Origin of the sequence: Runella defluvii (assembly GCF_014195535.1) — a bacterium.
Classification (GTDB): Bacteria; Bacteroidota; Bacteroidia; order Cytophagales; family Spirosomataceae; genus Runella; species Runella defluvii.
Genome location: NZ_JACIBY010000001.1, coordinates 96,627 through 122,717, shown reverse-complemented (window position 1 = coordinate 122,717; position 26,091 = coordinate 96,627). Strand labels below are relative to the sequence as shown.

The 26,091-nt window shown below is 45.1% G+C and carries 19 protein-coding genes; 5 read left to right on the top strand and 14 right to left on the bottom strand.

Going from position 1 to position 26,091, the window contains the following annotated elements; translation table 11 throughout:
* Window positions 1-5: 5 nt before the first annotated feature.
* Window positions 6-1,880: an ABC-F family ATP-binding cassette domain-containing protein gene (locus FHS57_RS00420; RefSeq protein WP_183970897.1), complete on the bottom strand. Its 1,875-nt coding sequence runs from the start codon at window positions 1,878-1,880 to the stop codon at window positions 6-8.
* 90 nt (window positions 1,881-1,970) lie between these two features.
* Here FHS57_RS00420 and FHS57_RS00415 point away from each other — a divergent pair, with 90 nt between their 5' ends.
* Window positions 1,971-3,275 carry a Gfo/Idh/MocA family protein gene (locus FHS57_RS00415; protein ID WP_183970896.1) on the top strand — a complete coding sequence of 435 codons (1,305 nt, stop codon included), beginning with the start codon at window positions 1,971-1,973 and terminating at the stop codon, window positions 3,273-3,275.
* A gap of 142 nt (window positions 3,276-3,417) precedes the next feature.
* Complete coding sequence (locus FHS57_RS00410; RefSeq protein WP_183970895.1) at window positions 3,418-4,440, top strand: glycoside hydrolase family 43 protein; 1,023 nt, start codon at window positions 3,418-3,420, stop codon at window positions 4,438-4,440.
* A gap of 87 nt (window positions 4,441-4,527) precedes the next feature.
* Here the strand turns inward: FHS57_RS00410 and FHS57_RS00405 are convergent, their stop codons facing one another.
* Window positions 4,528-6,273, bottom strand: a complete 1,746-nt coding sequence (locus FHS57_RS00405) for a DUF885 family protein (RefSeq protein WP_183970894.1) — start codon at window positions 6,271-6,273, stop codon at window positions 4,528-4,530.
* 84 nt (window positions 6,274-6,357) lie between these two features.
* Between FHS57_RS00405 and FHS57_RS00400 the strand changes: the two genes are divergently transcribed.
* On the top strand, window positions 6,358-7,257 hold the full coding sequence (locus FHS57_RS00400) for an NAD(P)-dependent oxidoreductase (RefSeq protein ID WP_183970893.1): 900 nt from the start codon (window positions 6,358-6,360) through the stop codon (window positions 7,255-7,257).
* 167 nt (window positions 7,258-7,424) lie between these two features.
* Here FHS57_RS00400 and FHS57_RS00395 read toward each other — a convergent pair whose 3' ends face one another.
* The 9 genes from FHS57_RS00395 to FHS57_RS00355 form a co-directional block, all read right to left on the bottom strand.
* Window positions 7,425-7,583: a hypothetical protein gene (locus FHS57_RS00395; RefSeq protein ID WP_183970892.1), complete on the bottom strand. Its 159-nt coding sequence runs from the start codon at window positions 7,581-7,583 to the stop codon at window positions 7,425-7,427.
* A gap of 4 nt (window positions 7,584-7,587) precedes the next feature.
* Window positions 7,588-8,115, bottom strand: coding sequence for a hypothetical protein (locus FHS57_RS00390; RefSeq protein ID WP_183970891.1), 528 nt, complete (start codon window positions 8,113-8,115; stop codon window positions 7,588-7,590).
* Between the two features lie 294 nt (window positions 8,116-8,409).
* On the bottom strand, window positions 8,410-9,480 hold the full coding sequence (locus FHS57_RS00385) for a M42 family metallopeptidase (protein WP_183970890.1): 1,071 nt from the start codon (window positions 9,478-9,480) through the stop codon (window positions 8,410-8,412).
* Window positions 9,481-9,577: 97 nt separating this feature from the next.
* Entirely contained in the window at window positions 9,578-11,119 is a 1,542-nt protein-coding gene (locus FHS57_RS00380; protein WP_183970889.1) for a hypothetical protein, read from the bottom strand.
* Entirely contained in the window at window positions 11,116-11,886 is a 771-nt protein-coding gene (locus FHS57_RS00375; protein WP_183970888.1) for a class I SAM-dependent DNA methyltransferase, read from the bottom strand. The genes FHS57_RS00380 and FHS57_RS00375 overlap by 4 nt, the downstream gene beginning before the upstream one ends.
* Window positions 11,887-11,906: 20 nt before the next feature.
* Entirely contained in the window at window positions 11,907-12,839 is a 933-nt protein-coding gene (locus FHS57_RS00370) for a glycosyltransferase family 2 protein (protein WP_183970887.1), read from the bottom strand.
* Window positions 12,808-13,935, bottom strand: a complete 1,128-nt coding sequence (locus tag FHS57_RS00365) for a DegT/DnrJ/EryC1/StrS family aminotransferase (RefSeq protein ID WP_183970886.1) — start codon at window positions 13,933-13,935, stop codon at window positions 12,808-12,810. Before FHS57_RS00365 ends, FHS57_RS00370 begins: the two co-directional genes overlap by 32 nt.
* On the bottom strand, window positions 13,932-14,297 hold the full coding sequence (locus tag FHS57_RS00360; RefSeq protein ID WP_183970885.1) for a sugar 3,4-ketoisomerase: 366 nt from the start codon (window positions 14,295-14,297) through the stop codon (window positions 13,932-13,934). Before FHS57_RS00360 ends, FHS57_RS00365 begins: the two co-directional genes overlap by 4 nt.
* Before the next feature lie 171 nt (window positions 14,298-14,468).
* Entirely contained in the window at window positions 14,469-15,836 is a 1,368-nt protein-coding gene (locus FHS57_RS00355; RefSeq protein ID WP_183971739.1) for a Gfo/Idh/MocA family protein, read from the bottom strand.
* A 124-nt stretch (window positions 15,837-15,960) separates the two neighbouring features.
* Between FHS57_RS00355 and FHS57_RS00350 the strand changes: the two genes are divergently transcribed.
* A complete protein-coding gene (locus FHS57_RS00350) occupies window positions 15,961-16,614 on the top strand; it encodes a class I SAM-dependent methyltransferase (RefSeq protein ID WP_183970884.1) in 654 nt (217 codons plus the stop codon).
* Here the strand turns inward: FHS57_RS00350 and menD are convergent.
* The 3 genes from menD to FHS57_RS00335 all read right to left on the bottom strand — a co-directional run bounded on the left by menD (window position 16,611) and on the right by FHS57_RS00335 (window position 24,645).
* Window positions 16,611-18,383, bottom strand: coding sequence for a 2-succinyl-5-enolpyruvyl-6-hydroxy-3-cyclohexene-1-carboxylic-acid synthase (menD, locus tag FHS57_RS00345; protein WP_183970883.1), 1,773 nt, complete (start codon window positions 18,381-18,383; stop codon window positions 16,611-16,613). The two genes, FHS57_RS00350 and menD, sit on opposite strands and share 4 nt — an antisense overlap.
* 112 nt (window positions 18,384-18,495) lie before the next feature.
* Complete coding sequence (locus FHS57_RS00340; RefSeq protein ID WP_183970882.1) at window positions 18,496-23,988, bottom strand: YCF48-related protein; 5,493 nt, start codon at window positions 23,986-23,988, stop codon at window positions 18,496-18,498.
* A gap of 195 nt (window positions 23,989-24,183) precedes the next feature.
* A complete protein-coding gene (locus tag FHS57_RS00335) occupies window positions 24,184-24,645 on the bottom strand; it encodes an Lrp/AsnC family transcriptional regulator (RefSeq protein WP_122934045.1) in 462 nt (153 codons plus the stop codon).
* Window positions 24,646-24,840: 195 nt separating this feature from the next.
* Between FHS57_RS00335 and ald the strand changes: the two genes are divergently transcribed.
* Window positions 24,841-25,956 (top strand): alanine dehydrogenase, encoded by a 1,116-nt coding sequence (gene ald / locus FHS57_RS00330; RefSeq protein ID WP_183970881.1) that lies wholly within the window; start codon window positions 24,841-24,843, stop codon window positions 25,954-25,956.
* The last annotated feature ends 135 nt before the right edge of the window (window positions 25,957-26,091 follow it).

The window sequence follows — 26,091 nt, the reverse complement described above, 5'->3', positions numbered from 1 at the left end:
GAGGATTACATAAACTCACTCAGCTCCAACCAGCGCATTTCTTTTTCTTCCAATTCTTCGGTAATGCGCTCCACGGCTTTGGCCCACGTGGCAAAATCCTCGTGCGAGCCAACTCCACCGTTCATTTTTTCGACAAAATCCGCTTTTTGACTTTCCAACTTCGCCATGTCGCTTTCCAACGTTTCAAATTCACGTTGTTCTTTAAACGACAATTTGCGCTTGGCAGGTGCCGAAACAGGCGTAGCCGACGTAGCCTGCGGACGGGCTGCAACCGTCTGTTTGGCAGCGGCTGCTTGCTCTTTATTTTCGGCTAAGAAATTGCGATAATCGGTATAATTCCCTGGAAAATCGCGAATGTGACCGTTGTCTTCAAATACAAACAAGTGATCTACCAAACGGTCAAGGAAATAGCGGTCGTGAGAAACAATCACCAAACAGCCTGGGAAATTCATCAAAAACTCTTCAAGCACGTTCAGCGTCGTGATGTCGAGGTCGTTGGTAGGCTCATCGAGAATCAAAAAATTAGGCTCGTGCATCATAACACGCAAAAGCTGCAAGCGGCGTTTTTCGCCCCCGCTCAATTTTTCAATCATTGTTCCTTGCTTATTGGGCGGAAACAAAAATGCCTGCAAATACTGCGAAGCCGTCACGGTTTGGCCCGTCCCTAAGCGAATCACCTCGGCCACGTCTTTGACCCAATCCACCACCCGTTGGCCGTCTTTGTACTCTAAATCCGATTGTGTGTAATAGCCAAACTGCACCGTATCGCCGCGTACGACTTGGCCGTTGTCGGGACGGAGTTCGCCCGTAATCATGTTGAGCAACGTTGACTTCCCTGCACCATTTTTCCCCACAATCCCAATACGGTCACCTTTTTTGAAGGTATATAAAAAATTGTGGATGATGGTTTTATCACCGTATTTTTTACCAACACTGTTCAATTCCACAATTTTACTTCCCAGCCGCGTCGATTTGATATTTAGCTCAATTTGGTTGTCGTATTTGCGCTGATGTGCCTTTTCTTTGGTATCTTCAAACGCATCGACGCGGTACTTGGCTTTGGTTCCACGCGCTTTGGGTTGGCGACGAATCCAGTCGAGTTCTTTGCGGTATAAGTTCCTCGCTTTGTCGATTTCGGACGCTTCTACGGCTTCTCGCTCGGCTTTTTTCTCCAAAAAGTAAGCGTAATTGCCTTTGTAAGTATATAAATTTCCGTTGTCGAGTTCAACAATGACATTACACACCGTATCCAAAAAATAACGGTCGTGCGTTACCAAAAGGAGCGTTGTGTTTTGGGTGTTGAGGTAATTTTCAAGCCACTCAACCATGCTCAAGTCGAGGTGGTTGGTAGGCTCATCCAGAATCACCAAGTCAGGACTTTCGATGAGCACTTTGGCCAATGCGACGCGCTTGCGCTGCCCGCCCGACAGTGTCCCGATTTTTGCCTCAACATCATAAATGCCTAGTTTTCCCAAAATTTCCTTGACCCTTGCCTCAAAATCCCAAGCTTCCAGCGAATCGACTTGCTCAATGGCGCGCGCCAACACGGCATCATCGCCTAGCAACAAAGCCCGTTCATATTCTTTGACCGCCGCCGCCACGGGATTTTTACCCGAAAAAATCACTTCAATAACAGGAAGCTGACCGTCAAAATCGGGTGCTTGGTCGAGGTACCCTACTCGAATGTCTTTTCGGACACTCACTACCCCTTCGTCGGGTGGGGTGAGCCCCGCCAAAATGGTCATTAACGTCGTTTTTCCCGTACCATTGGCCCCAATGAGCGCCACTTTATCGCCTCGGCTCAAGCCCAGCGTCATGCCCTTAAACAGCCACTTATCGCCAAAGGACTTCGATATATTTTCTGCAGATAGGTAATTCATACCGCAAAGGTAGCAAGCATTCAGTAACCAAACCGATTTTCCGACTTTATACTTTCGTCCAACATTCATTTTAACACCTATCACATCCCCATGAATCGTCGCACTTTCATCCAAAGTTCCGCCGTTGGCGCTACTGCCACGCTTTTCTCGCCTTACGGCATTGCCGCGCCCCGTGCTTCTAAGTACCGTACTGCCCTCATTGGCACAGGCTGGTGGGGAGGCAATATTCTCCGCGTGGCAATGGCCGCAGGTCAATCTAAAGTTGTTGCCTTGTGCGACGTGGATCAAAATCAGCTCACCAAAACCGCCGCCGAAGTAGAAAAACTCAGCGGCGACAAGCCTAAACTCTACCGCGATTTCCGCGAGCTTTTGGCCACCGAAAAACCCGAAATCGTCATCGTCGCCACGCCCGACCATTGGCATCCGCTGATTTGCATTGCGGCCGTGCAGGCAGGCGCCCACGTCTATGTGGAAAAACCAATTAGCCACACCATCAACGAAGGCAAAGCCATGGTAGCGGCCGCTCGAAAAACAGGGAAGATTGTTCAAGTAGGTACGCACCGTCGGGTATCGCCCCACAACTTATCTGGTCGCGACTTTATCCGTTCGGGAAAAGTGGGTAAAATCGGAATGGTTCGAACGTTTGTACATTACGGCGGCGGCCCAGGCCAAGTAACTCCCGACTCCGAAACGCCCCAAGGGCTTGATTGGGACATGTGGTGTGGGCCTGCTCCGTTGCGACCTTTTAATACCAAAATTCATCCGCGTGGATTTCGTCAATATTTAGATTATGCCAACGGAACACTGGGCGATTGGGGCATTCACTGGCTCGACCAATTGCTTTGGGTAATGGAAGAAAAATATCCCAGAAAGGTGTTTTCGACGGGTGGACGCGCCATCAAAACCGACAATACTGATGCCCCCGACCACCAAGTGGCAGTGTATGAATTTGAGAATTTTACGGCCACTTGGGAACACCGTCAGTTTGCGGGAAACAACGCCGAAAAAACGCACCCACAACAGGCCGTAGGTTGTTATTTTTACGGAACAGAAGGCACTTTCCACATGGGCTGGCTCGACGGCTGGACGTTTTATCCGACCGATTCTAAAAAGCCCGTCATCCACGAAGATGCCAAACTTGACATGCCCGACCAGCAAAATATCGCCAACTTGTGGGCCGATTTTTTGATGTCAATTGAGAAAAACCAACCGTCGGTCTGCGACATTGAAATTGGTTACCGTTCTTCTAACATGGCTTTGTTAGGAATGCTTTCGATGAAAGCAGGGCGAAGTATTGAGTGGGACGGTGAAAAAGGACTCATCAAAAACGACCCCGAAGCCAACAAACTCCTCGAACGCCCCTACCGCAAAGGCTGGGAATATCCGAAAGTATAAAGGGAATGTCGAAGGTAGAGGGTAGAATGTCGAATTTTAGGTGAGCGTGAGTTCATCCAAAATCCGTGAATATCCGTCCAATCTGTGTCATCCGTGTTCCAAAAAAACAGCAACTTTCAACAAAAGAAACGCATTTTATCCAATGAAAAAAATCATATTTTTAGTACTTTTTCCTTTCCTTATTCACGCCCAAACGTTCAAAAATCCGTTGTTGCCCGCTGGGGCAGACCCTTGGTCGATTTACAAAGATGGGTTTTACTATTACATGCACACCACGGGCAAAAATCTGAGTATTTGGAAAGTAAAAACCCTAACCGAACTTGCTTCTGCCTCACCGACGGTGGTTTGGACACCACCTGCAACGGGGCCTTATTCTAAAGAAATCTGGGCACCTGAGTTGCATTTTCTCCAAGGCAAATGGTACATCTACTTCGCGGCCGACGATGGTCACAACCGCAACCATCGCTTATTTGTGCTTGAAAATACCTCCGCTGACCCAACGCAGGGAACGTGGAACATGAAAGGCCAACTCAAAACGCCACAGGACAAATGGGCGATTGATGGCTCGGTGTTTGAGCACAAAGGGCAGTTTTACCTGACGTGGTCGGGCTGGGAAGGTGACGAAAACGGGCAACAGTCGGTGTATTTATGCAAAATGAGCAACCCGTGGACCTGCGTAGGCGAACGAATCAAAATCTCAGAACCTCAGTTTTCGTGGGAAAAACACGGCACCATCAGCCGTCCTGGCCCCGACGATAAGCCGCTGGTGTTGGTCAACGAAGGACCTCAATTTTTGAAAAGCCCCAACGGTCGGGTCAATATCATTTTTTCTGCCAGCGGGTGTTGGACGGATTTTTATTCATTGGGGATGATTTACGCTTCTCCCAACGATGATTTGATGAAACTTGCATCGTGGAAAAAACATCCAACGCCCGTGTTTTGGGCCGAAAATACCAAAGGCACGCACGCGGCAGGCCACAACAGCTTCTTCAAATCGCCCGATGGACGTCAAAACTGGATTCTTTACCACGCCAACAGCGAAGCAGGTCAGGGATGTGGAGGCAAGCGTTCGCCTCGTATTCAGCCGTTTACGTTCTTGAAAGACGGCACGCCTTCCTTTGGTTCGCCTGTTTCGACCGACCAAGAGATGACAGCACCGAAGTAATGTTTTTATTTCAACCATATAAGTCATATAAGGGCATATAAGAGAGAAACTTATAATCTCTTATATGACTTATATGGTTCAAAAAATCTACTTCATCACAGGAGGCACATAAAACTTCCACGAAGACTTATAATCGGGCGAAAGTTTTTTGTTGGTCATCACGGCGCGTACCATGTCCACGGGCAATGAATTTTGCTGCATGATGGCATCATGAAACTGCTTGTAAGTCATCTTTTTGGAATCAACCAGTTCTTTTTTGAGGGCATAAAACTGGAACGCTCCCGTCATATACGCCAACTGATAGAGCGGCTCGTACCCACCAACAAACGAGCGGCGCACCTCTCCCTCGGCATTGGCACGCTCGTGCCCTACCCTGTCCACCAAAAAGTCGATACACTGCTGCGGCGTCCATTTGCCTAAGTGATAATTGAGCGAAAAGATAATCCGAGCGCAACGGTGCATTCGCCAAAACAACATCCCTACGCGGTCTTCGGGCGACTGCGGAAAGTTCATGTCCCACAAAATCATTTCCCAATACAAAGCCCAGCCTTCGGTCCAAAACGGCGTACGGAAACGACGGTATGTTTTGTAACGGTTGTTCATAAATCCTTGTAAGTGGTGCCCCGCAATCAGTTCGTGGTGAACGGTAGCACGCGAAAAGTGAGGGTTATTTCCCCGCATACTCATCAATTTATCTTCGTGCGACATGGCGGCCGTGGGGTACGAAATCAGAATCGTTTCTCCGCCCAAAAAGAACGGGCTAAACTTCTGCCGCTCTGCCGACATCATCGCCATCCGCCACGTTTCTTCCGCAATTGGCGGAATCGTGATCAAATCATTCTTTTTAAGAAAATCGACCGACTCGTTGTAAAGTCTCAAAATCATGGCAGGTTGTTCGCCCACGGGCACCATCGAATTTTTCACTTTTTCCTGTGCCTTTTTCCAATCGTCGCCAAAACCCATCTCGCGCGAAGCTTTGAGCAACTCACGGTCGCACCACGCAAATTCTTTGTTGGCAATATCAATGAGTTCTTCGGGAGTGTAGGAAATAAATTCAAATTCGAGCTGTCGGATGAGTTCATCACGCCCCACGGCCACGCCGTTGATACCGCTTCCATCGTCTTTTGTAGGGGCAGCTACTTTGGCTTTTTTGGCAAAAAACGACGCATACGACGTCAGCGCACTATCAAGTTTTTGGTACGGCTGCGGCACCCACCACGTAAAATCGGGGTCATAGGCATTATAAAACTCAAATACACTTTTCATCGCCGATTTTAACCCCGTGGCCGTTCCTGAGGCTCGGTCGGCTAAAATTGGGTCAATTTTATCGAGTTTTTCGACCATTTTTCGGGCTTCTGCCACCTCACGCGCCAGGGCGTTTAACTCAATGGCTATTTTTTCACCCTCCACCGACGTACCCCGACGGCGCGATTTTTCTAAGGCATACATACGGTCGGCAAACGGAAACCACGCTTGGGTCTGTGAAACTTCGTTGGCTTCTTTGGCCAATTCACGTAAATCCACCTGCAAATTGCGCTGAAACAATAGGTAATCGACCTGACTATCAACGGGCAGTTTATCAAAATCTAATTTTTTCAGTTGTTGGAGGTAATCGGTCGAAAGCCGTTCGAGACGTTGTCGGCGTTCGGGAGAGTTTTCGATGACGTAAAAACGGATTAGGCTTCCTCGGTCGGCGGCGTAATTGGCCATCAAATGATGCACGTCGCTGGTTTGTTTGTACAAAGAAGAAAGAGGAGCGGGTTGTGCCAGTACTGTTGCGCTGGTACTCAGCATCAACGACGCACACAGCAACACAGGTCTAAGTTGGAGCATAGAAAAGGGAGAGTTTGTGAATGAATGTGTGAATTTAGGCCAAATTCTTCATACTATTGCACCTTCGCACAAAAAGCTTTTGGGATGTTATTTGACCAAATTACCATCATTGATTCCTGCCGCCTTACCGAAGAAGGTGTTCAAGAAATTGCCACTTTTTCCCGCCAACCTCTGCTTCGATACCACGACGTCCCGACTTCTGACGAAGAAACGTTAGCTCGGATTGGGCAAAGTGATTGCGTGCTTGTCAGTTGGCAAACACCCGTTTCGGCCGATGTCATTGCCGCTGCTCCCTCACTAAAATACATCGGAATGTGTTGTAGTTTGTACAGTGAAGCCGCCGCCAACGTGGACATCGCCAAGGCGCGGGAATTAGGGATTCGAGTGCTTGGTGTGCGAGACTACGGCGATGAGGGAGTGGTGGAATACATTTTTGCGCAACTTATTCATTTATTCAAAGGCTACGGCCCCTGCCAATGGAAACCTCAGCCCGTAGAGTTGGGAGGTAAAAGCATCGGGATTATTGGACTAGGCACGTTGGGCAAGATGGTGGCGCGCACGGCGCTTCATTTTGGGATGGAAGTATATTATTTTGGAAGAACGCGCTATCCCGAAGTTGAAAAAGAAGGCGTTCATTATCTCCCCTTGCACGAACTATTATCTACTTGTGACATCATCACTACTCACCTACCGAAACACACGATTCTGCTGGACGAACAAGCCTTTTTGGTCAAAAAGCCCAATTCGATTCTCATCAACACCTCTTTAGGCCCTACCTTCGATGTGCAGGCCTGCTTTGCTTGGCTACAAAACGCCCCTACTTCTTTTGGTATTTTCGATTCGGATGGAATAGGTGCGCATTACCAACCATTTTCGGAGCTCAATAATGTTTTACTATACCCGCGTTCGGCAGGTTTTACGGAAGAATCAAAAGTGCGTTTGACACAAAAAGTGATTGCTAATCTGACGTCATTTTTGGAGTAATGGCGTCGCAGACGCGAGGCTCGTACCTGCCGTGCCTGCGGTTACTCCTAACCGCAACAGGGTTTCTCAAAACCTTTTTGCTGAAAGATATGCTTCGGAATCGCTAGACCATGTTGCCCCCGAATCGCAGTTCGGGGACAGAAGCATTTATTCTGAAGTTGTCTATTTTAGGCTGGCTGTTTTGCTTTCGTCCTGACAACCAACTTTTTAGCGCACTTCTCTTTATAGTCTGCAATATGTTTACTGATGTCTTGCCTGTCTTTATCGGTCAAGGGTTTACTTTGAATAATAAAGTCAACACCCTTTGGTTCTTTTATAAATCCCATAGAGTTACGTTTTAAAATATTTTTCGACTAAAAATCTTGCTGCGTGGGTTTCAATAATCATTCGATGTCCACCAATGTGAGTAGCCCCCAAGGAAGTTTCATAATGGGCTATTAGTTTAGTCTTGGCTGTAAACACTACGAACCCATCAAAACCGTATTGAAAAGAAAGTTTACAGGCATAAGCAACGAGGTTTCCTGCAACGCCCTCGTAGAGCTTATTTTGTCCAATGTTAAAAGGTGCGTTCTCAAGCAAGTTCATGAAAATATGGTCCCTTTCTTTACGAACACTCAAAACTCCCTGAATAATATCAGGATTATTTACAATCGTTAGTTTGTAAACTTCATTAACATCGTCGTTTAATTCTACTTTCCAATTGAAGTTCCAACCATTCTTCTTGGTAGTTCGTTTACTATCTTTGAGTGTAAATCGGGAGACTTCAGTAGAGAAGCTATCTCCTGAAATAGTATTTTGAATAGAGTTTGTCAACCTATCCACAAAAAAGTCTAATAATATTTCTTTTCCCTTTTTCACTTTGTGAATTTACAAAAATTTTGGAAAATCACAAAGGCTTGAGGTGTCGTTACCTACGCCTCTGTGGCTAAAAAAATACGCGTCGCAGACGCGAGGCTCGTACCTGCCGTGCCTGCGGTTACTCCTAACCGCAACAGGGTTTCTCAAAACCCTGTTGCTGAAAGATACGCGTCGAAAACACTAGCTTCGGAGAAGCATAACAAAAACCAACAAGTCATGCTTCGCCGAAGCGAAATAAACTACTAGTACACTAATAGTGCGTGCCTGCGGTTGCTCACAACCGCAGTACATTTCTTATTTAATATATCTAAAATCCTCGTTTCCTTTGAGTTGAACGAGCACCTCATACATGAGGTTGATTACATTTTGCACGTCATCTTTGTGAACAGTTTCAACAGTGGTGTGCATGTATTTCAATGGCAATGAAATTAAAGCTGAAGCAACTCCTTCGGTTGCGTAGGCAAAAGCATCAGTGTCCGTGCCCGTCGAGCGGCTTACTGCTTGGCGTTGGAACGGAATCTTTTTGTCTTCCGCTACTCCAATCATCATGTCCAACACGTTGTTTTGCACCGCAGGGCCGTAGCACAATACGGGTCCGCCGCCGCACTTCATGTCCCCTTGTTCTTTTTTCTTGTACATCGGCGACTGCGTATCGTGCGTTACGTCGGTACAAATAGCCAAGTCGGGTTTCAGACGGCGCACAATCATCTCGGCTCCGCGCAGCCCAATCTCTTCTTGAACAGCATTGACGATGTAGAGCGTAAAAGGAAGTTGAACGTTATTTTCTTTCAAACGACGCGCCACTTCTGCAATCATAAATCCACCCATGCGGTTGTCTAGGGCACGTCCTACGTAGTAGCGATTGTTCATTTCAAACAGCCCGTCCGAAAACGTAGCAACCGTACCCACGTGGATACCCATTTCTTCTACTTCTTTTTTGCTGCTGGCGCCTACGTCAATCGTCAAATCAGCCACTTTGGGAGCAGCCTCTTTGGCAAGGTCGCGCACGTGAATGGCAGGCCATCCAAAAACTCCTTTGACCGTCCCCTTTTTTGTGTGCAAATTGACTCGCATCGACGGCGCAATCAGCGCATCCGAACCACCGTTGCGGATAACGTAGATGTAGCCATCTTCCGAGATGTAATTGACAAACCAAGAAATCTCGTCCGAGTGTGCTTCAATCACCACTTTATACGGCTGGTCGGGATTGATTATACCCACGGCCGTTCCGTATGTGTCCACGAGGTAATCGTCGATGTAAGGCTTCAAATAATCCAGCCAAATTTGTTGTCCCGACGATTCAAAACCCGTCGGAGAAGCGTTGTTTAAGTAATTATAAAGGAATTCGGTGCTTTTGTCTGACATGATGTTTTTGTTATTTAACTCACTACTCATTTTTATAAATACAAATTTAATGAAGCGCTTGACACTCTCTCGCTGATATACTGCTCAGAACCAAAATTTACTCTTTTTTTCGTCGGTAAAAGCGAGCGCCTTTCACTACATCTACCAACGTATAATGCTCCCGAACATATTTTGCGATGATTGGAAATTTTTCGTGGCGGTAGTTCACATTGTCAGGAACATAAATGGTTGACACGGGAGCCACCATGGCATCCATAAATAACGCAGGTTTATTTTGGTCTAAATCATCAATCAATTCGCGTTGACGGTGGGTTTGCAAGGGGCTTTTGGTATAAATCCAGTACGAGTGCGGAAGGCGGTTACCCGCTGGCAAATGTTCATACACAAAAAAACGGTCGGCATATCCCCAAATTGTCATTGTCTCGTTGGGGCCAATGTGCGCGCGTATTGCCTTACGGATTAGTACGTCTGACTTAGGCAATTTCGGGATAGTTCCAAGAGGAAAATTCACCACATTTCTGGCACCTTCCAAAGCGATTGCCAAAAGGGCAATTGTCCACAAGCTAGAAAACATTTTTGGCGAAAAGTACAGCGAGCAAAAACCCGCCAACACGGCCGAAGGAACAAACAAAAACAATAAATAATGGTCAAACGGGTTTCCTGCTTGTAAAACGGCGTACAAACTTACCAAAGCAACTGCTACCGAAAGGCCAATCACGGAGCGAGAAACCGCCACGGGGCGCGAAGGAAATCGTAAAAACTGAACAACCCCTGTCAAAATTAATACAACTTGTACCGCCCAAAAAACACGGGTAGCCGCAGGCTGAAACACAAATCGCCCAATGGTAAGTGGACTGAAACGGTTGCTGGTTTCTAGTTTTGAATGTACGGTAGAAAATGAGTAGTAATAATAACTCCAGAAATAATCATTCCAGAATGTTTCCAGTTGGTCGTAATGATAATAATACCCGTTTACTAACAAAACAGGCAAAATTCCGCCTCCTATCAGCGCCAAAAGGCGTTTCCATTGTTGGGTTTTGAATAGAAAAAAAACGAGGAAAAGCGCCAAAACCAACCCCATCGGAATGGTTTGAAACTTGGCAAAAGGCAAAAGTCCCAGCCACAACCCCAAAAGAAAAAAGCACCACGAAGGATAAGCGCTGTCTTTCAGTTTGATAACCGCCCAAAAGCCCACCGTCAGCATCAGAATACAAACGTGTTCTGAATTGTAGGTCATAAAACCAGGCCACAAGTGAAATGCTTGGAAGAGAAGCAGAGGAACGGTAAACAAAAATGACCGTGCCGAAGAAAACCAATTTTTGAAAATCAGAAAAACAAACGTCAGCGTCGCGACCCAGAGGATGACCCCAATCCCGTCGGCCAGTGCCCAATCTACGTTGATTCCTGCCATTTCGGCCACCGCCAAAGGAAGTACCGTGAGTGGGCGGCTGTCGGAGTAATTGAGTAAAGTCCAAAGCGGGCGGTCAGCGTGCGCTGTACTGATGGCCGAACTAATCCAGGTACTCGTATCTACATCCAATTCGGTTGGAATTTGATAAAACCACCTAATGGCTATCAACACGAGTAAACTACTGACGAAGAGGGCATTCCACCAAGTTTCAGCGCGTTTTATTGTCATACGTTCTTAGGAGCCATTGTCACAAAAACCGAACTTCCGAAAGGGCCTTTGCCAATGATACTTTCTTCGATTTTTACCAACCAATACAGTGTAGTATTGATGAAAGACGGCGGAACTGCCACATCAGACGACTCTTTACTGAGGTCAATCCACCCCCGTTTCATCTGAAATCGTTGCCATGCCCGTACGGCCATGATGAGTGGCGATAAAAAGAAACTCCAGTAGGTGGCGTAGGTCACTTCCAAATCGGCGGCTTTTGCCAACCTTTGCATGTCTTCTTTGACAAATCTTTTTTGTCCTCCCACCACCACATCGTGTACTCCCGCAAAAGCAGCGTGGGCATTATTATTGGTAATAAAAATGCCGTTTGGGGCCAATTTGGCCTTAATAGCGGTTAAAACATCCACAATAACTTCATCCGAAAAATACGTAAAAACGTCATTGCAGATAATAACGTCAAACTTTTTTTCGGGTTTATAAGCGGCAATTTTGGTTAGGTCAAAATACGTCACATCCAAGCCGCGCGACTGCGAAAACTTGACGCCATCTTCCGAATAATCAAACCCTTCGATGGCCTTAAAACCTTGTTCTTTTAAATGAATCAACATTCCGCCTGTTCCGCATCCTGCGTCCAAAATCGTAAGGTTTGTTGGGTTCGTAAAATGTTGTTTGATACGCTCGGTTGCCTTCTGGTGCAGCACTTTGTACCACCACAATTGGCGTTCAGCGTTGAACATCCGTTCGTATTCGTCCTGTTTACCTATCATCGCAATCGCGTTAAAAATTCTTATTTTTTTATTTGCGGCTCCTTTGTAACCACCATTTTTTCCACGTACTGTGGCAAACCGCTTTGGGTCATAAAAATACGACCAATGTATTCCCCCACAATTCCTAAACAGGTCAAAATCAATCCACTAAAAAAAGTAAGCAGAATGAGTACCGAATTGAGGATAAAAAACTCAGAATGAATGGCGTACAACACCAAGTCTATCAACACTGCCAATAGTGAGAAACCCGAAAAGGCCAAACCCGTGGCCGTCAACAACCGCAAAGGTTTGAGCGAATACCCAAACAAAATCGTCATAAAGAGCGACGTAAGCTTGCGCAACGTATAGCCCGACTCCCCTTCTTCGCGGGCATTGTGCGACACCTGCACGCGTCCCACGTTGCGGGTGACTCTAAAAATCAGGCCGTCGAGGTACGGATACGGGCCTTTGTATTTGATAATTTCTTGAACGACAGCTTGATTAATCAACTTGAAACTCGACAAGTACAAATCGTTGGGTTTTTCGAGTAACCACGTAGTCACACGGTTGACCAGCCAACTGCCAAAATTTCGAAACCAGGAGTGTTTTTTGGTGGCATAAAATGAATATACCACGTCGTAATCACCCTGTTGAGCCGTTTCAACGAGTTTTAAAATTTCGGTAGGAGGATTCTGAAAATCGTCGTCAATCATCACACAATAATCGCCCGAAGCATGGTTCAAACCGCACATGACGGCGTTAAACTCGCCCGAATTACGACGCAATGAAATAAATTTTACTTCCGAAAAACGCTTGGCTAATTCCGTGCATACTTGCTCCGAACGGTCGCGACTACCGTCGTTGACCAACACGATTTCGAGGGTGGTTCGGTTCAGCGTTTCCAGTACATGCTCAACGAGTCGATTAATCGTCTGTTCGCTGTTATAGACGGGAATGATAACCGACAGCAGCATGGGGTTGATAGACAGATTGGTTGATGACTTGAACAATATGGCGCGCCTCTTCGTCGGTTAGCGAAGGGTTCAAAGGAAGACTAATCACTTCATTGTGAATCTGTTCCGAAATGGGCAAACTCAAATGATTGTATTCCGAATAGGCTTTTTGTTTGTGCGGCGGAACGGGATAATGCACCGTGGCTTGAATGCCATTTTCCATCAAATAATCAATGAATTGTTCCCGTTTGGGGTGGCGAACCACAAACAAATGCCACGCATCCTCGTAAAGCGTTTTGAGGCTCGGAAGCACCAAATCAGGATGCTTTATTTCAGACAAATAAAAACGTGCTAGTTCGCGGCGGCGCTGATTTTCCGTTTCTAAATATTTCAATTTCACGTTCAAAATCGCCGCTTGCAATTCGTCCAAACGACTATTGGTTCCTACGTGGTCGTTGTAGTACTTGATAGTGGAACCATAATTACGCAAGCTGGCAATTTTGCGGGCCAAGTCAGCATCGTTGGTTGTAATCGCCCCCGCATCGCCGAGTGCTCCCAAATTTTTGGTAGGATAAAAACTGAAGGCTGCCGCATCCGACAAATTCCCCGCTTTGTGCCCCTGATAGGTAGCCCCGTGTGCTTGCGCTGCATCTTCCACAATCTTCAAGCTGTATTTGCGCGCAATGGCCCAAATGGGTTTCATATCACAGCATTTTCCGTAGAGATGTACGGCTAAAATGGCTTTGGTACGAGGCGTAATTTTTTCTTCAATCTTACGTGGGTCAATGTTGAACGTCTTGGGGTCTGGTTCTACCCAAATCGGAGTTAAACCCAAAGAAGTAACCGAAAGAATGGAAGCAATATAAGTATTGGCAGGAACGATTACTTCACTTCCTGCTGGAAAATCAAAAGCTTTAAAAATAAGTTCTAAGGCATTGAGTCCGTTGGCAACTCCCAAACAATGAGACGCTCCACAGTACGCCGCCCAATTTTCTTCAAACGACGCTACTTCTTTTCCCAGAACGTACCATCCTGACTCCGCCACGCGTTGCATCGCTTCCGCTATTTCAGCCTGATACGGCTGATTTGTACGTTTAAGATCAAGATGAAGTATCATGGTTTTTCAAAGAAATAGTCGTTCTTATCGTAGTATTGATTTGACATCACCAACAGTACCGCATCTGGCGTAAATTGATCCATAATATGCCAATCTCCTGGATGTAAAATGAGTGCTTGCGAAGGCGAATTAAGAATATATGTATCTTCCTGTCCACTGTGACTAACCTGAACCCGACAACTCCCTGCCACTATTATTAAAGCATTTGTCGCTGTAAAATGGCCATGTTTTGCACGCTCTTGGCCATAAGGAACCCCGTAAATATAAAAAGCTCGTTTTATATCTCCTGGTAAAATTTTCTCAAAAACAGTCAATTTCCCTTCATCTTCTCCGAAGGTACTTAAATCTATCAATTGGGGCATAATGGGGTAAAGTGACGCTGCTAGATTAAAAGGGCATTAAAAATCCCCTAAATAAACACAAAATTTTCGAATCTACCTTCCTGTTATCGTCGCATAGGGATATTTTTAACCTTAATTTAAAAATGAAAAAGGAGCATTTCTGCTCCTAAAACCTTGTTTTTCGCCTTGTTTTTAGACTAGATTGGGGTCTGGATGCACCCATGAGCCTCGGTAGGGGCGAACCAATTTTTTTGTTGCTTCGGCATCACCTACAACCACCCGTTTTTTAGGATCATATACCAAAGGACGCCCTAATTCCATCGACATATTGGCAAGAATACAACTAGCCGTCGAAATGTGTCCTTCTTCAATATCTGCCACTGGGCGCGAATTATTTTCAATAGCCGCAATAAAATCGAGCATGTGCAAGCGCGTCGCAGGGGCGGCATTTAGCTCAATGCGTTCTTCGGTCAAATCTTCGGGGTATTTTTCTTTTTCATACACCACATCTTTATGAATCTTTTCACCCTTTCCTTGTGGAATAAAATCATACGCCATCGTACTTGCCCAAAGCGTCCCTTTTTCGCCGTAGAGCGTAAACGACCACGGATAATCGGGATTATTGGGTGTTCCCCACGTGCGGTGTTGCCATACACAGTTCAGTTCGTCGTACTCAAAAATCGCCGACTGCGTATCTGAAATATTTGATTTACCTTCTTTTTGCACATAAATTCCCCCCGACGATGTAATGCGCTTAGGCCAGCCCAAATGCAACATCCATCGCACGGTATCAAACATGTGAATACACATATCGCCCATGATGCCATTTCCGTATTCTTTAAACGTCCGCCACCAGCGAATGTGCGGCAAACCATCGTACGGACGCATTGGCGCGGGGCCTGTCCACATTTCGTAATCAAAGAAGTCAGGAACGGCTTGTACAGGTGGATTTCCGTTGTTGCGCATGTGATAATAACAGCACATTTCTACGTGCGATATTTTCCCCAACAAACCTGCATCTACAATGTTCTTTTTGGCCTCAATCAAGTGCGGCGTACTTTTTCGCTGAGTGCCTACTTGTACCACTCGCTTGTACTTACGAGCAGCCGCTACCATCGCTTCACCTTCCATTACATCGACACTAATCGGCTTTTGTACATACACGTGCGCTCCCGCCTTAACGGCGTCAATCGCTTGCATGGCATGCCAGTGGTCAGGACTGCCAATCAGCACAATATCGAGTTTGTTTTCGGCGAGCATTTTGCGGTAATCGCCGTACAAAAGGGGCACTTTGCCTGATTTCTGGCGTTGGCTTACCAGCTTCCCAGCGGCTTCAAGCATGTTTTTGTCCACATCACAAAGGGCTACTACCTCTACCGAAGCCACTTGAATAAGGCGGAACAAATCACTTTTTCCGTACCAGCCCGTTCCAATCAAGGCAACGCGGTACGTTTTGGCAGGATTATTCACATTTAAACCACTAGCATCTAGGGTGGATAATGCTATAGAAGCCGAAGTCCCTTGAAGAAATCGACGACGATTGAGCGTAAAATTATTCATTTGTGGAAAAGGAGCGGTTTCGTATTGGATTGCTTGTTTATGGAAATAAAGTCCAGCAGGTTTTGCAATTACTGCAATATGACTCATTTATTTGTCTATTGTACCCACAACCTCCCCAAAACTGATGCCCACGACCTACATCCCAGCCCTCAAATATCATTTTCTAACGCCTTTCTACGATTGGTTTATCCGATTGACCATGCCTGAGCTAAAAGTCAAAAATCGTTTGATTTACCAAGCACAACTTCAGCCTAATGAAAAAGTATTAGACTTTGGCTGCGGTACTGCTACCCTAACGCTACTCATCGAAGAACGGTGTAGTAGTGGTACAGTTATTGGCTTAGATACTGACCCGCAGATATTGGCCATCGCTCAAAAGAAAATCAGTCAAAAAAAGTCAGCAATTACGTTGTTAACCCATGAAGGAAGTACCCTCCCTTTCCCCGACTGTGTCTTTGATAAAGTTTTATCTTCTTGGGTATTTCATCATTTGACTACTGCTCAGAAAATAACAGCTTTTAAAGAAATCAATCGGGTACTGAAACCACAGGGAGAGTTGCACATTGCAGATTGGGGAAAATCAGAAACCGCTCTGATGAGGTTTTTATTTTTTGTGTTACAGGTGTTTGACAATTTTTATACCACCAACGATAATGTCGAAGGAAAACTCCCTGATTTAATGCAAAAAGCAGGTTTTAAAGAGGTGGAAATTCTTGGAAATCAATCCACTCTCTTTGGAACATTATCTTATTTTAAAACAGTTAAGTGTTCAAGCTAGCTCATTTTTCGATACGCCTCAAAAACGTTTCCATTCATCACAGGATCAGTAAAAATCTCTAACAATTTGGCTTTGCCATTTTGAACCAAAAATTGCTTCCAGATGGATTCAAATGCGTCTTCTCGGACAGTGCCAGTCAAAACAGCAGCCATCATGTCCTGGTGATTATTTGTATTATTATCCAAAGCAAAATAGGTAACGCCTGCATCCTCTGCCGCATTACGTGCCGATGTATGGTGACGCGTTTCAAAATATTGCTCCAGTTCGGGTTGTGCCGACGGCCCATCAATCAACCTAAAAATATTTCCACCGTTATTATTAAAAAGTACAATGCGCAGGTTTTCAGGAAGATGTGGATGCCAAAGCGCGTTGCGATCGTAAAAAAACGAGACATCGCCAGTCAGCAAAAACACCAACTTATCAGTCATCATCGCCGAACCGACGGCCGTACTTGTGCAACCATCAATCCCACTCGTACCACGATTGGCAAACACTTCAACTTGGGTGCTTGTCCCCACTAAGTTTGCGTAGCGCACGGGCATACTGTTGGCCAAATGCAAGACGCTATTTTCGGGCAACGAACGCATGAGAGAATCAACCAACGTAAATTCATTCCAACGGGTTTCTTGACGAAAAAACTGTGCAAGTTTCCGTTGGGCGTTACGGTCGGCTTGCAGCCATTTTTCGCGGTATTGGGTCCGCTCTTCACTGTCATCATCTTGATGCACAAACTGCTGGTAATCAATATCCTCTAGCAATTTTTGAAAGAAATAAACTGGCTCCACGGGCACTTGCAACGACAGGGTTTGAAAGGTATCTATCAGCTGCTCGGTGGGTTTGATGTGCCAATGACGCGCGGGAGCAAACTTGCGCAGGAACAGTTTCAGGTTTTTAGAAATAAACGAATCTCCCACGGTGATTAACAAATCAGGCTGTAAATCAGCCAATTGTTCGTGATTTTTTGGCCGCAAACACACATCATGGTGGCGAACAAAAGCATCGTCGGCAGGAATGTTTGAAATAATATCTCCCAACACGGGCACACCCATTTCTTCGCTAAATTCTTTCAAAACCTTCCATAAAGCCGATTGGGGCGGAAGCTGTCCTACCGCAATCAGTACGCGAGACGTATTTTCAAACTCCTCTTGCAAACGGTGCCACGTTTCGGGAGAAAGGGTCGGTTGCGTTGCAAGTCGCTCGACCAAACGGACGTTGCGGTCGTAGGTGATTTTTTCGTTGGCCGTGGGGTAAAACGGTTCGCGAATCGGCACGTTGACGTGTACTGGCCCTTTGGGGTACGTTTGGGAAAGATTTATCGCTTCGTTGAGTACACGTTCGATGTACCAATTGGTATCAGGATGGGCATAATCAGCAGGAAGTTCAAACGACTTTTTGACGTGCTTGCCATACAACTCATTTTGGTAAATGGTTTGCCCGTCTTGTTGGTGTATCCATTCTTTGGGGCGGTCGGCGGTCAACACCAGCAACGGTATTTCTTGAAAAAACGCTTCCACTACCGCAGGGGCAAGGTTATAAGCCGCACTGCCTGAGGTACATACCAAAGCCACCGTTTGGCCGCTATATTGTGCCATGCCCATACCGACAAAACCCGCCACTCGTTCGTCAGGAATTACTTTTGTTTTTATACTACCATGGCGCGCAAACGCCAAGGTAAGCGCCGCACTTCGCGACCCTGGTGAAATCACTACGTTTTGGACTCCTTTACGGGCGCAGAGTTCGGCGATGTTATTGATGGATTGAAGTATCATAAATGAAACGGAGCGGGGAAAGTAATAGCTAACTCCCCGCTCCCTTTAAGGTTACTAGCAGCTTTTGAATTTGTCGTCTATTCTGCAACAAAAATAAAAACTATTTAGTAACCTAATTGTTGCAGCCCTTAATCTCGGCTTGAAACGTAGTTTGGTCAGATGTACTAAAACCTGGTGTTAGCGTAATGCTATTACCCGCTTTATATTCAATGTTTGCTCCTGGATGAATCAGTTGTGATGACGAAATTGTTTGATTGGACTTATAAACAAATGGTGTTGAAAGAGGAGAAGTACCCGACATCGTCGCGGCACTGATAAGCGTAGCATTGGCAACATTAACAAGATTAGTTGTAAAAGTACAAGCGTTTGAATTGTAGCGAAAGATGGTATTAGCATCCCCAACAATCACCGCTGTCCCCAATGAATTGAATGCTAATGTATTCAGAGGGGTTGCCGTATTGGTCACATTCTGAACCCAAGTCGCCCCGCCATCCGTCGTCGTAGCAATATACCCATTCCCACCACAGATATAACCTTTATTGCTATCAACAAACTTTATATCCTTGACGTAGGTGGGGGTAGTAGCAATCGTACTCCAGGTATTTCCCCCATCCGTAGTCTTAATGATTGTTTGTGCCCCCGCAAGCGCGTTTACTACTGCCCACCCAATCGAAGAATCTATAAAAAACACACTAGATAGTTGATTGGTAGTTGAAGTACTTTGTGGCTGCCACGTAGCACCACTATCCATTGTTTTGAGCAATAGACCATTTTGTCCACAAATCCATCCAGTCGTGCTATTGACAAAGAAAATTTTTAAAAATGACGCTCCAGAACCAATATTTCTTACTGACCAGTTTACTCCCCCATCTAGTGTTTCAATAAATAAGCCATTGACTCCAATCCCAAAACCTTTGTTAGGGTTTATGAATACAATGTCATTGAGATTCTCTCCATCAACGGCAGTTCTTTGTTTTTGCCAAGTGGTACCTCCATCCGTTGTTTTAAAAATATTGGCTTTTGAGTCGCCCATCCAGCCGACCGACGAAGAAATAAAATGTACTGCTTTGAGCCAATTATTAGGTTCAAGGCCTGTCGGAGCGATTTTATTCCAACTTTTCCCCCTATTACTACTTTTCAACACTTTTGCGTTGTCACCAACTGCAATTAGATTGTTTGCATCTAAAAACTGAACATCGTTTAGCGAGGAAGAAGAACTGTTCCCTTTTGCCGCCCAGTTGTTTCCACCGTTGGTACTTTTAAGAATGGCTCCCCATACACCGATAATATAAGCAGACTGTCTGTTGGTAAAAACGATTCGATTTGCCTGACTTAGACTAATACCATCTTGAAAAAAGCGCGTTACCAAACTCCACGAATTTCCTCCGTCGATCGTTTTAAGTAACGTATTTCCGTAATCAATCAACCAGCCGTTTGTAGTATCTGTAAAATAGACATCTTTCCATTCGCGATTTGCATATTCGCCCGTTATCGTTACACTGTTCCAAACTACACCACCATCTGTTGTTCTCAAAATAGCTCCATTATTACCAATAATCCAGCCGAGGTTTTGGTTATAAAAATAGACCCGGCTAAAATTAGCAGTAACTCCCGAAGCCACATTACTCCACGTTTGCCCCGCATCTGTACTTCTTACAATCACTCCGCCATCACCTACCGCCAATGCAACGTTAGCTGAAACAAATTTAACATCATTCAGGGTATTGGCTGTTGCGCTACTGCCATTAGTCCATGTTTTGCCTTCGTCCGAAGTAAACATCACATTGCCCGAAGAACCCACAACAATACCTATTTTGGGGCTGAAAAAATCAACAGCTTTACTATTAAATGCTACTCCTACATTTGCCCAGCTCACACCACCTGTGGTACTTTTGAGCAACTTCCCTCCATCGCCTGCAATCCAGCCCGTATTGGAAGTCGTAAAGTGGACATCATTTAACGTTTGGGTTACTCCTGAATAAATTTTAGACCAATTTTCTCCCGCATCTTGCGTCCGCAAAATAGTCCCTCCTTCCCCTACAATCCACCCGTTATAGTCATTTAAAAAAGTAAGGCCATAGAGGTGTTCATGCGTAGGTGTAGGTTCTACTTGATACCAATTCGGGGCAATATCAGCTCGATAAATACCCACTTGATTAGCCATCAACGTAGGTTTATTTTCATTGGCGACGACACTTTCATTGACACGCCATGTGTAGGTGTAGCCCAAAGGAGCATCTAAGACGCTCAAAACAGCTGATTCGTTGGGGCAAATGGCATTGGTATTGCTTACCAATGTCCCAGAAATTTCATTATCACAAGCCGCAGCAGGATTCACCGTCACTGTTGCTGTGTTGTTACTCGACACATTGACCGTACCACAGACGTTGCTCACACTACTCAACGTGTAGGTCGTCGTGGAAATCGGAGTGAATGTCAATGGATGAGGTGAACTCTGGACATTGTTGTACGTCGTCCCGTTCACAACAATGCTCCATGGACTCGTACCTGTCAGCATAACACTCAAGTTCGCACTCTGCCCCACCACGATCGTTTGGGTTCCTGATAACGTCGCCGTTGGTACTCCATTCATTGTAACCTCCACTGTGCGCGCGGTACTCGTTCCGCAACTATTATTAGCCGCCACACTCAACGTCCCCGCCGTAGCCACGGTCGAAAAACTGACAGTTACACTCTCCGTATTTCCTGTTATCGTCGCACCCGTTCCAGAATACCCCCACGTGTAACTCGTTGCACCAGCTACCGTTGGAATTGTATAGACCACGTTGTTTTGTCCTTGACAAACGGTAGAAGATGATACTGTAAATGCACTCGGCTGGTTGGGCAATGCACCACAATTAATGGTTACATTTTTAGAATTTGTACTTAATTTACCACAAATGGTGTTGTTATCCAGCAAAGTTTGAAAGGAAACGAAACTAGTGCCAACATAAGAACCTAAGTTTAGCCCCCCTTGGTAAGACAAACCATAAAGCGTATAATTTCCCGTTGGGAAGGTAGCAGTATTGGTCAAATTAGCATTATCGCTAAAAGCGACAATCGTGCCGTTGCTATTGATCACTGGATAAGTATAAGCGTAGGGAGCGTTGAGGGTTGGGACAAGATTATAAACCGTTCCGCCTGATGGAGTGATTGTGTAATTACCCACATCCGTACTAGAAAAACCAGACACAACCAAGTAGTAAGTACCAGGCGTCAAATTAGCTGTCACATTAGAACTTAGACACACGAGTGGACTGCAAAAATTTCCGCTTGAATTTACCCAGTTTGCACACGGATTGGATGAAGAATACGTGCCATTGTACAAATTAATCACGTATGACCCTAAAGTCCCAGACGATTTTGTAAAGGTATAATTACCCCCAGTGGTTACTTTGAAAGCATAGATGTCATAGTAAGGAGTATTAGCAGAGCTACAAGAGCCCGAATTAGAAAACACCATATTTGTTCTGGCATCTGAGTTGTCTATTGTACCACTAAAAGAGGTAATACCAGTGCCATAAGCACTCAGATTTAGATTCAAGGCGCTATTGCCCGCGGAGGCTGTGACAGGTTCTGCGGGGGTAATACTTGAAATTTCTGCACTACAGGAAGTAGAGATGGTTACATTGGCATTATTTATGTCAAAAAAAGCAAATGCCCCCACAGGCTCAATCTTAATTCTACCCTGCGCAGTTTGATTGTTGGGGATGATAATGGTTTCAGAACCATCGTTGGGGGTACTAGCTGCCAATACAACAGGAAAAGTATTCCCTCCGTCGGTTGAGAGGCTAATCTTCACATTTGCTACGTTCAAAGGTGCCGTATTAGTCCCGTTGACACTCCATGTAATCGTAGCAGTACGACTCCCATTGTAAATCCACAGTTCAGAAACATTCTGTGAAGTAACCAAAAATGGCCCCGAATTGGCGACTGTAACCACGGTTTCGTCTGAATCAACCCCTCCCCCGTTGGGCTTATTGTCACGTACTGTAAAACGAAACTTCATTGTACGAGCTACTTGTGGCAGGTCTTCTCCCTCATTATCAGCAGGATTATTTTCGTTATTGAGAATGTAAGCTAATTTAGGGAACGTTCGCTCGGTGGTCGTAGTAGATCTTTCGCTTCTAAACAATGGTGCTGTAGTACTGTTGACAGCCGTATAACCACCAACCCCCGCCACCGAAGTCCCCAACGCTCCTTTATCATTGGCTACTGCTACATCATATTGCTCCCATGTATAACTCATGGCGTCATTGTTGGCATCGGAGGCTGTTCCACTAAGTTTGAAAGGCGTCCCTTTAGGAATCGTAATGTCTGCCCCCGCATTTGCAACGGGAGGGGTATTATTGGTAGCACTCGCAGTATGGCAATTGGCTGTACTGATTAAAAAGTTATAAATTTTCTCTAAGCTTTTGGTATTAAAGTATTGTAGATTGTTGTTTCCAGTCAACGACTGATTAGTAGGAGATGTGCAATTGTTGCCGTAGCTCATGAGTGTACTTCCCCCTCCAGGCTCAATGGCATCGGTGGATGACCACCCACTTTCACAAAAAGTAGGAGAACCCACACTTCCTCCTGTGGCATTGTAAGTATGAGCTGCTGAAAATTGATGACCTACCTCATGAACCATTACCCCCACCACCAATCCTAAATGCCCTGAAGTTGATAAATTGGTGGACGAGCTCCACTCCGTCCAACCTCGTGCTTTGAAAGAGTTATTACAAGGAGCCGTTCCAGCTTGTCCTCTGCATGAAATGCCCGTGGCCGTATAAATACTAAACGTATGTCCTACGTCATAATTTGAATAGGGAAGTGTCCCATTGGTATTCATGGTATTAAACCCTATTTGTGATTGGTTAGCGCTTGCAAAATTAGGGTCAGGAGTAAAAGGGTCGGTGGCAGGGTTGGTAAAGAGAAGGCTATAATCAGTCGTAGCCGTAATCAGCTGAAACCGAATCGAAGCCTCAAGTTCATAGATAAGGTTGGCCGCATTCATCACCGACACAATCCGCGCCAGCGCATTGGCTTGTCCTTCATAAAATGTTACAAGCTCTCCCGTAGCAGCCGCAGCCATACGAAAGACCCTTAATTGAGAACCTACTGGAAAAGGGCTACTGCTTAGTACACGTCCATTTTTTTTAACTATATTGTTGATAATTTCTTCATTTGACCCACATTTCATTCTATCTGCAGGAACCTCATTCATTCCATATACAATGTATAAGTTTGGGCCTGAATCAAACGGTTCTACAATAAAATAGCCATCAGGCGTATGCATCAATGCTTCTATTCGCTCTGGCAATAGGGTTACTTTTATCTTAATTGTACCATCACTAGACGTACCATCAAAGGTCTGGATATTTTGTATTTTCCTGTCACTAATCAAGGTTTCGTTTAAAACAAAGTCTTTTAAATTACCATCTGGAGTAGGTAACTTAACTGCCATTTCTTGGATTAGTGGTGCATTAGGTCCCACATTCAAACTGGCTGTTTTAAAGTCTTTTATACTAAATGGAACGACTTTCCCCATTGTGTTTAGAGGAGAATTTTGCCCAAAGCAGACATTGGCAATGAATAGAATCAGTACAATTAGTCTTTTCATTTTTTTTGAGATAATAACATAGCCAGTATGTCAACCAAAAACACACCTTAGTTTTTATTCTCAATGATAGAAATTTGAATTATAGACTCAAAAAATATGCTTTCCTTTTTCAAGAATATTTATCAAACGGTAAAATTTCAAAAAATGAGAAGAGTAACTTTTATTTGCAAAAGACAACTTGATAGGTTTTGATGGTTAAATCGGTATTGCCGTCGTGCTTTTCACTTCCGACATCACAAAAAAACTGCTGATGTGCGAAATGGCTTTAAAACTGGCTAATTTTTCTTGGTAAAAGGCGTGGTAACTCTCCACGTCGGTGGCCACGATTTTGATGAGGTAATCAAACGTCCCCGACACCACGCAGCACTCTACCACCTCAGGCATTTGAAGCATGGCTTCGTTGAACTCACGAAAGTTTTCATGTTGCTGCTTATCGAGGGTTACATTACAATAAACCACCAAGCCTTTGTTTAGTTTTTTGCGGTTTAGCATCGTCACGTATTTTTCGATGATGCCTTCCCGTTCCAGTTTTTTGATGCGGTCATGAACGGGCGTAATGGAGAGATTAATCTGCGTCGCAATCTCTTTGATTGTCAGCTGTGCATTGGTTTGCAGCAGCCTCAAAATCTGCAAATCGGTATCGTCAAGATGAACCATACTAAAGGGGGCGAATATTTTTCGTCTTTCAATCAAAATTCAGTTCAATAATAGAAATTTTTCATCTTTTTTTCGATAAATAAGTTTTATTTTCTTATTTATTTTTCAATAACAGAAAATATTTTCGTTCGCCGTAATTTTGTACCGTATTCCAAAAGTCAACATTCTGACACTTATTCTAAACCAATTACGACAATGATTATCGGCGTACCTAAGGAAATCAAAAACAACGAAAACCGCGTAGCGTTGACTCCCGCAGGAGTAGCAGAATTTCGTAAAAATGGCCATCCCGTTTACATACAGTCAACGGCAGGGGTAGGTAGTGGATTTGAAGATTCGGAATACGAAAAAGCGGGCGCAACCATCCTTCCAACCATTGAAGCGGTGTACGAAATCGCCGAAATGATTGTAAAGGTGAAAGAGCCGATTACGTCGGAATACGCATTAATCAAAGAAAATCAATTGCTGTTTACGTACTTTCACTTTGCTTCGTCGGAGCCTTTGACGCACGCAATGATTGAACGTAACGCCGTATGTTTGGCCTACGAAACCGTAGAAAAAGCAGACCGCTCGTTGCCACTTTTGGTACCTATGTCGGAAGTAGCAGGTCGGATGGCGATTCAGGAAGGTGCCAAGTATTTGGAAAAACCAATGGGCGGACGCGGTATTTTGCTCGGCGGGGTAGCAGGCGTAAAACCTGCCAATGTATTGATTTTGGGCGGTGGAATTGTAGGAACTCAGGCAGCTAAAATGGCGACAGGCTTGGGTGCTAACGTGACGATTGTGGACGTAAACTTGAACCGTTTGCGTTATTTGGAAGATGTACTTCCTGCCAATGCCGACACTGTGATGTCGAACGAGTACAACATTCGTCAATTAGTTTCACAGTCTGACCTTATCGTAGGAGCCGTGTTGATTCCTGGTGCGAAGGCGCCTCACCTCATCACGCGTGACATGCTTTCGTTGATGAAAAAAGGAACGGTATTGGTGGACGTGGCCGTTGACCAAGGCGGATGTATTGAGACTTGTACGCCGACCACACACGAAAATCCAACGTACGAAATCGACGGTATTGTTCACTACTGCGTAGCCAACATGCCAGGAGCCGTACCTTATACGTCAACACTTGCTTTGACCAACGCGACCTTGCCGTACGCAATTCAATTGGCAAACAAAGGTTGGCAACAAGCTTGCACTCAAAACGAAGAATTGAAAAAAGGTCTAAACGTCGTAAATGGCAAGATTGTTTACAAAGCCGTTGCCGATGCGTGGGGCTTGACATATACTCCCCTTGAGGAAGTACTAAATTAAGAACTGGTGGGTTAATTTTTTATAAATTGAGATTGATGTCTGAAAAGGTCGAACACAGGTTCGGCCTTTTTTATTTTACATGAATATGTATTTGGAAAAGTCATTTTTTATGACAACATTATCATCGTTTTTTAC

What these genes read in the sequence shown, in the direction of transcription:
- FHS57_RS00335 (WP_122934045.1), bottom strand. Translation starts at nt 24,645, where the DNA reads ATGGTTCATCTTGACGATACCGATTTGCAGATTTTGAGGCTGCTGCAA.
- FHS57_RS00400 (WP_183970893.1), top strand. Translation starts at nt 6,358, where the DNA reads ATGTTATTTGACCAAATTACCATCATTGATTCCTGCCGCCTTACCGAA.
- FHS57_RS00365 (WP_183970886.1), bottom strand. Translation starts at nt 13,935, where the DNA reads ATGATACTTCATCTTGATCTTAAACGTACAAATCAGCCGTATCAGGCT.
- FHS57_RS00420 (WP_183970897.1), bottom strand. Translation starts at nt 1,880, where the DNA reads ATGAATTACCTATCTGCAGAAAATATATCGAAGTCCTTTGGCGATAAG.
- FHS57_RS00380 (WP_183970889.1), bottom strand. Translation starts at nt 11,119, where the DNA reads ATGACAATAAAACGCGCTGAAACTTGGTGGAATGCCCTCTTCGTCAGT.
- menD (WP_183970883.1), bottom strand. Translation starts at nt 18,383, where the DNA reads ATGATACTTCAATCCATCAATAACATCGCCGAACTCTGCGCCCGTAAA.
- FHS57_RS00405 (WP_183970894.1), bottom strand. Translation starts at nt 6,273, where the DNA reads ATGCTCCAACTTAGACCTGTGTTGCTGTGTGCGTCGTTGATGCTGAGT.
- FHS57_RS00395 (WP_183970892.1), bottom strand. Translation starts at nt 7,583, where the DNA reads ATGGGATTTATAAAAGAACCAAAGGGTGTTGACTTTATTATTCAAAGT.
- FHS57_RS00415 (WP_183970896.1), top strand. Translation starts at nt 1,971, where the DNA reads ATGAATCGTCGCACTTTCATCCAAAGTTCCGCCGTTGGCGCTACTGCC.
- ald (WP_183970881.1), top strand. Translation starts at nt 24,841, where the DNA reads ATGATTATCGGCGTACCTAAGGAAATCAAAAACAACGAAAACCGCGTA.
- FHS57_RS00340 (WP_183970882.1), bottom strand. Translation starts at nt 23,988, where the DNA reads ATGAAAAGACTAATTGTACTGATTCTATTCATTGCCAATGTCTGCTTT.
- FHS57_RS00385 (WP_183970890.1), bottom strand. Translation starts at nt 9,480, where the DNA reads ATGTCAGACAAAAGCACCGAATTCCTTTATAATTACTTAAACAACGCT.
- FHS57_RS00355 (WP_183971739.1), bottom strand. Translation starts at nt 15,836, where the DNA reads ATGAATAATTTTACGCTCAATCGTCGTCGATTTCTTCAAGGGACTTCG.
- FHS57_RS00375 (WP_183970888.1), bottom strand. Translation starts at nt 11,886, where the DNA reads ATGATAGGTAAACAGGACGAATACGAACGGATGTTCAACGCTGAACGC.
- FHS57_RS00360 (WP_183970885.1), bottom strand. Translation starts at nt 14,297, where the DNA reads ATGCCCCAATTGATAGATTTAAGTACCTTCGGAGAAGATGAAGGGAAA.
- FHS57_RS00370 (WP_183970887.1), bottom strand. Translation starts at nt 12,839, where the DNA reads ATGCTGCTGTCGGTTATCATTCCCGTCTATAACAGCGAACAGACGATT.
- FHS57_RS00410 (WP_183970895.1), top strand. Translation starts at nt 3,418, where the DNA reads ATGAAAAAAATCATATTTTTAGTACTTTTTCCTTTCCTTATTCACGCC.
- FHS57_RS00350 (WP_183970884.1), top strand. Translation starts at nt 15,961, where the DNA reads ATGCCCACGACCTACATCCCAGCCCTCAAATATCATTTTCTAACGCCT.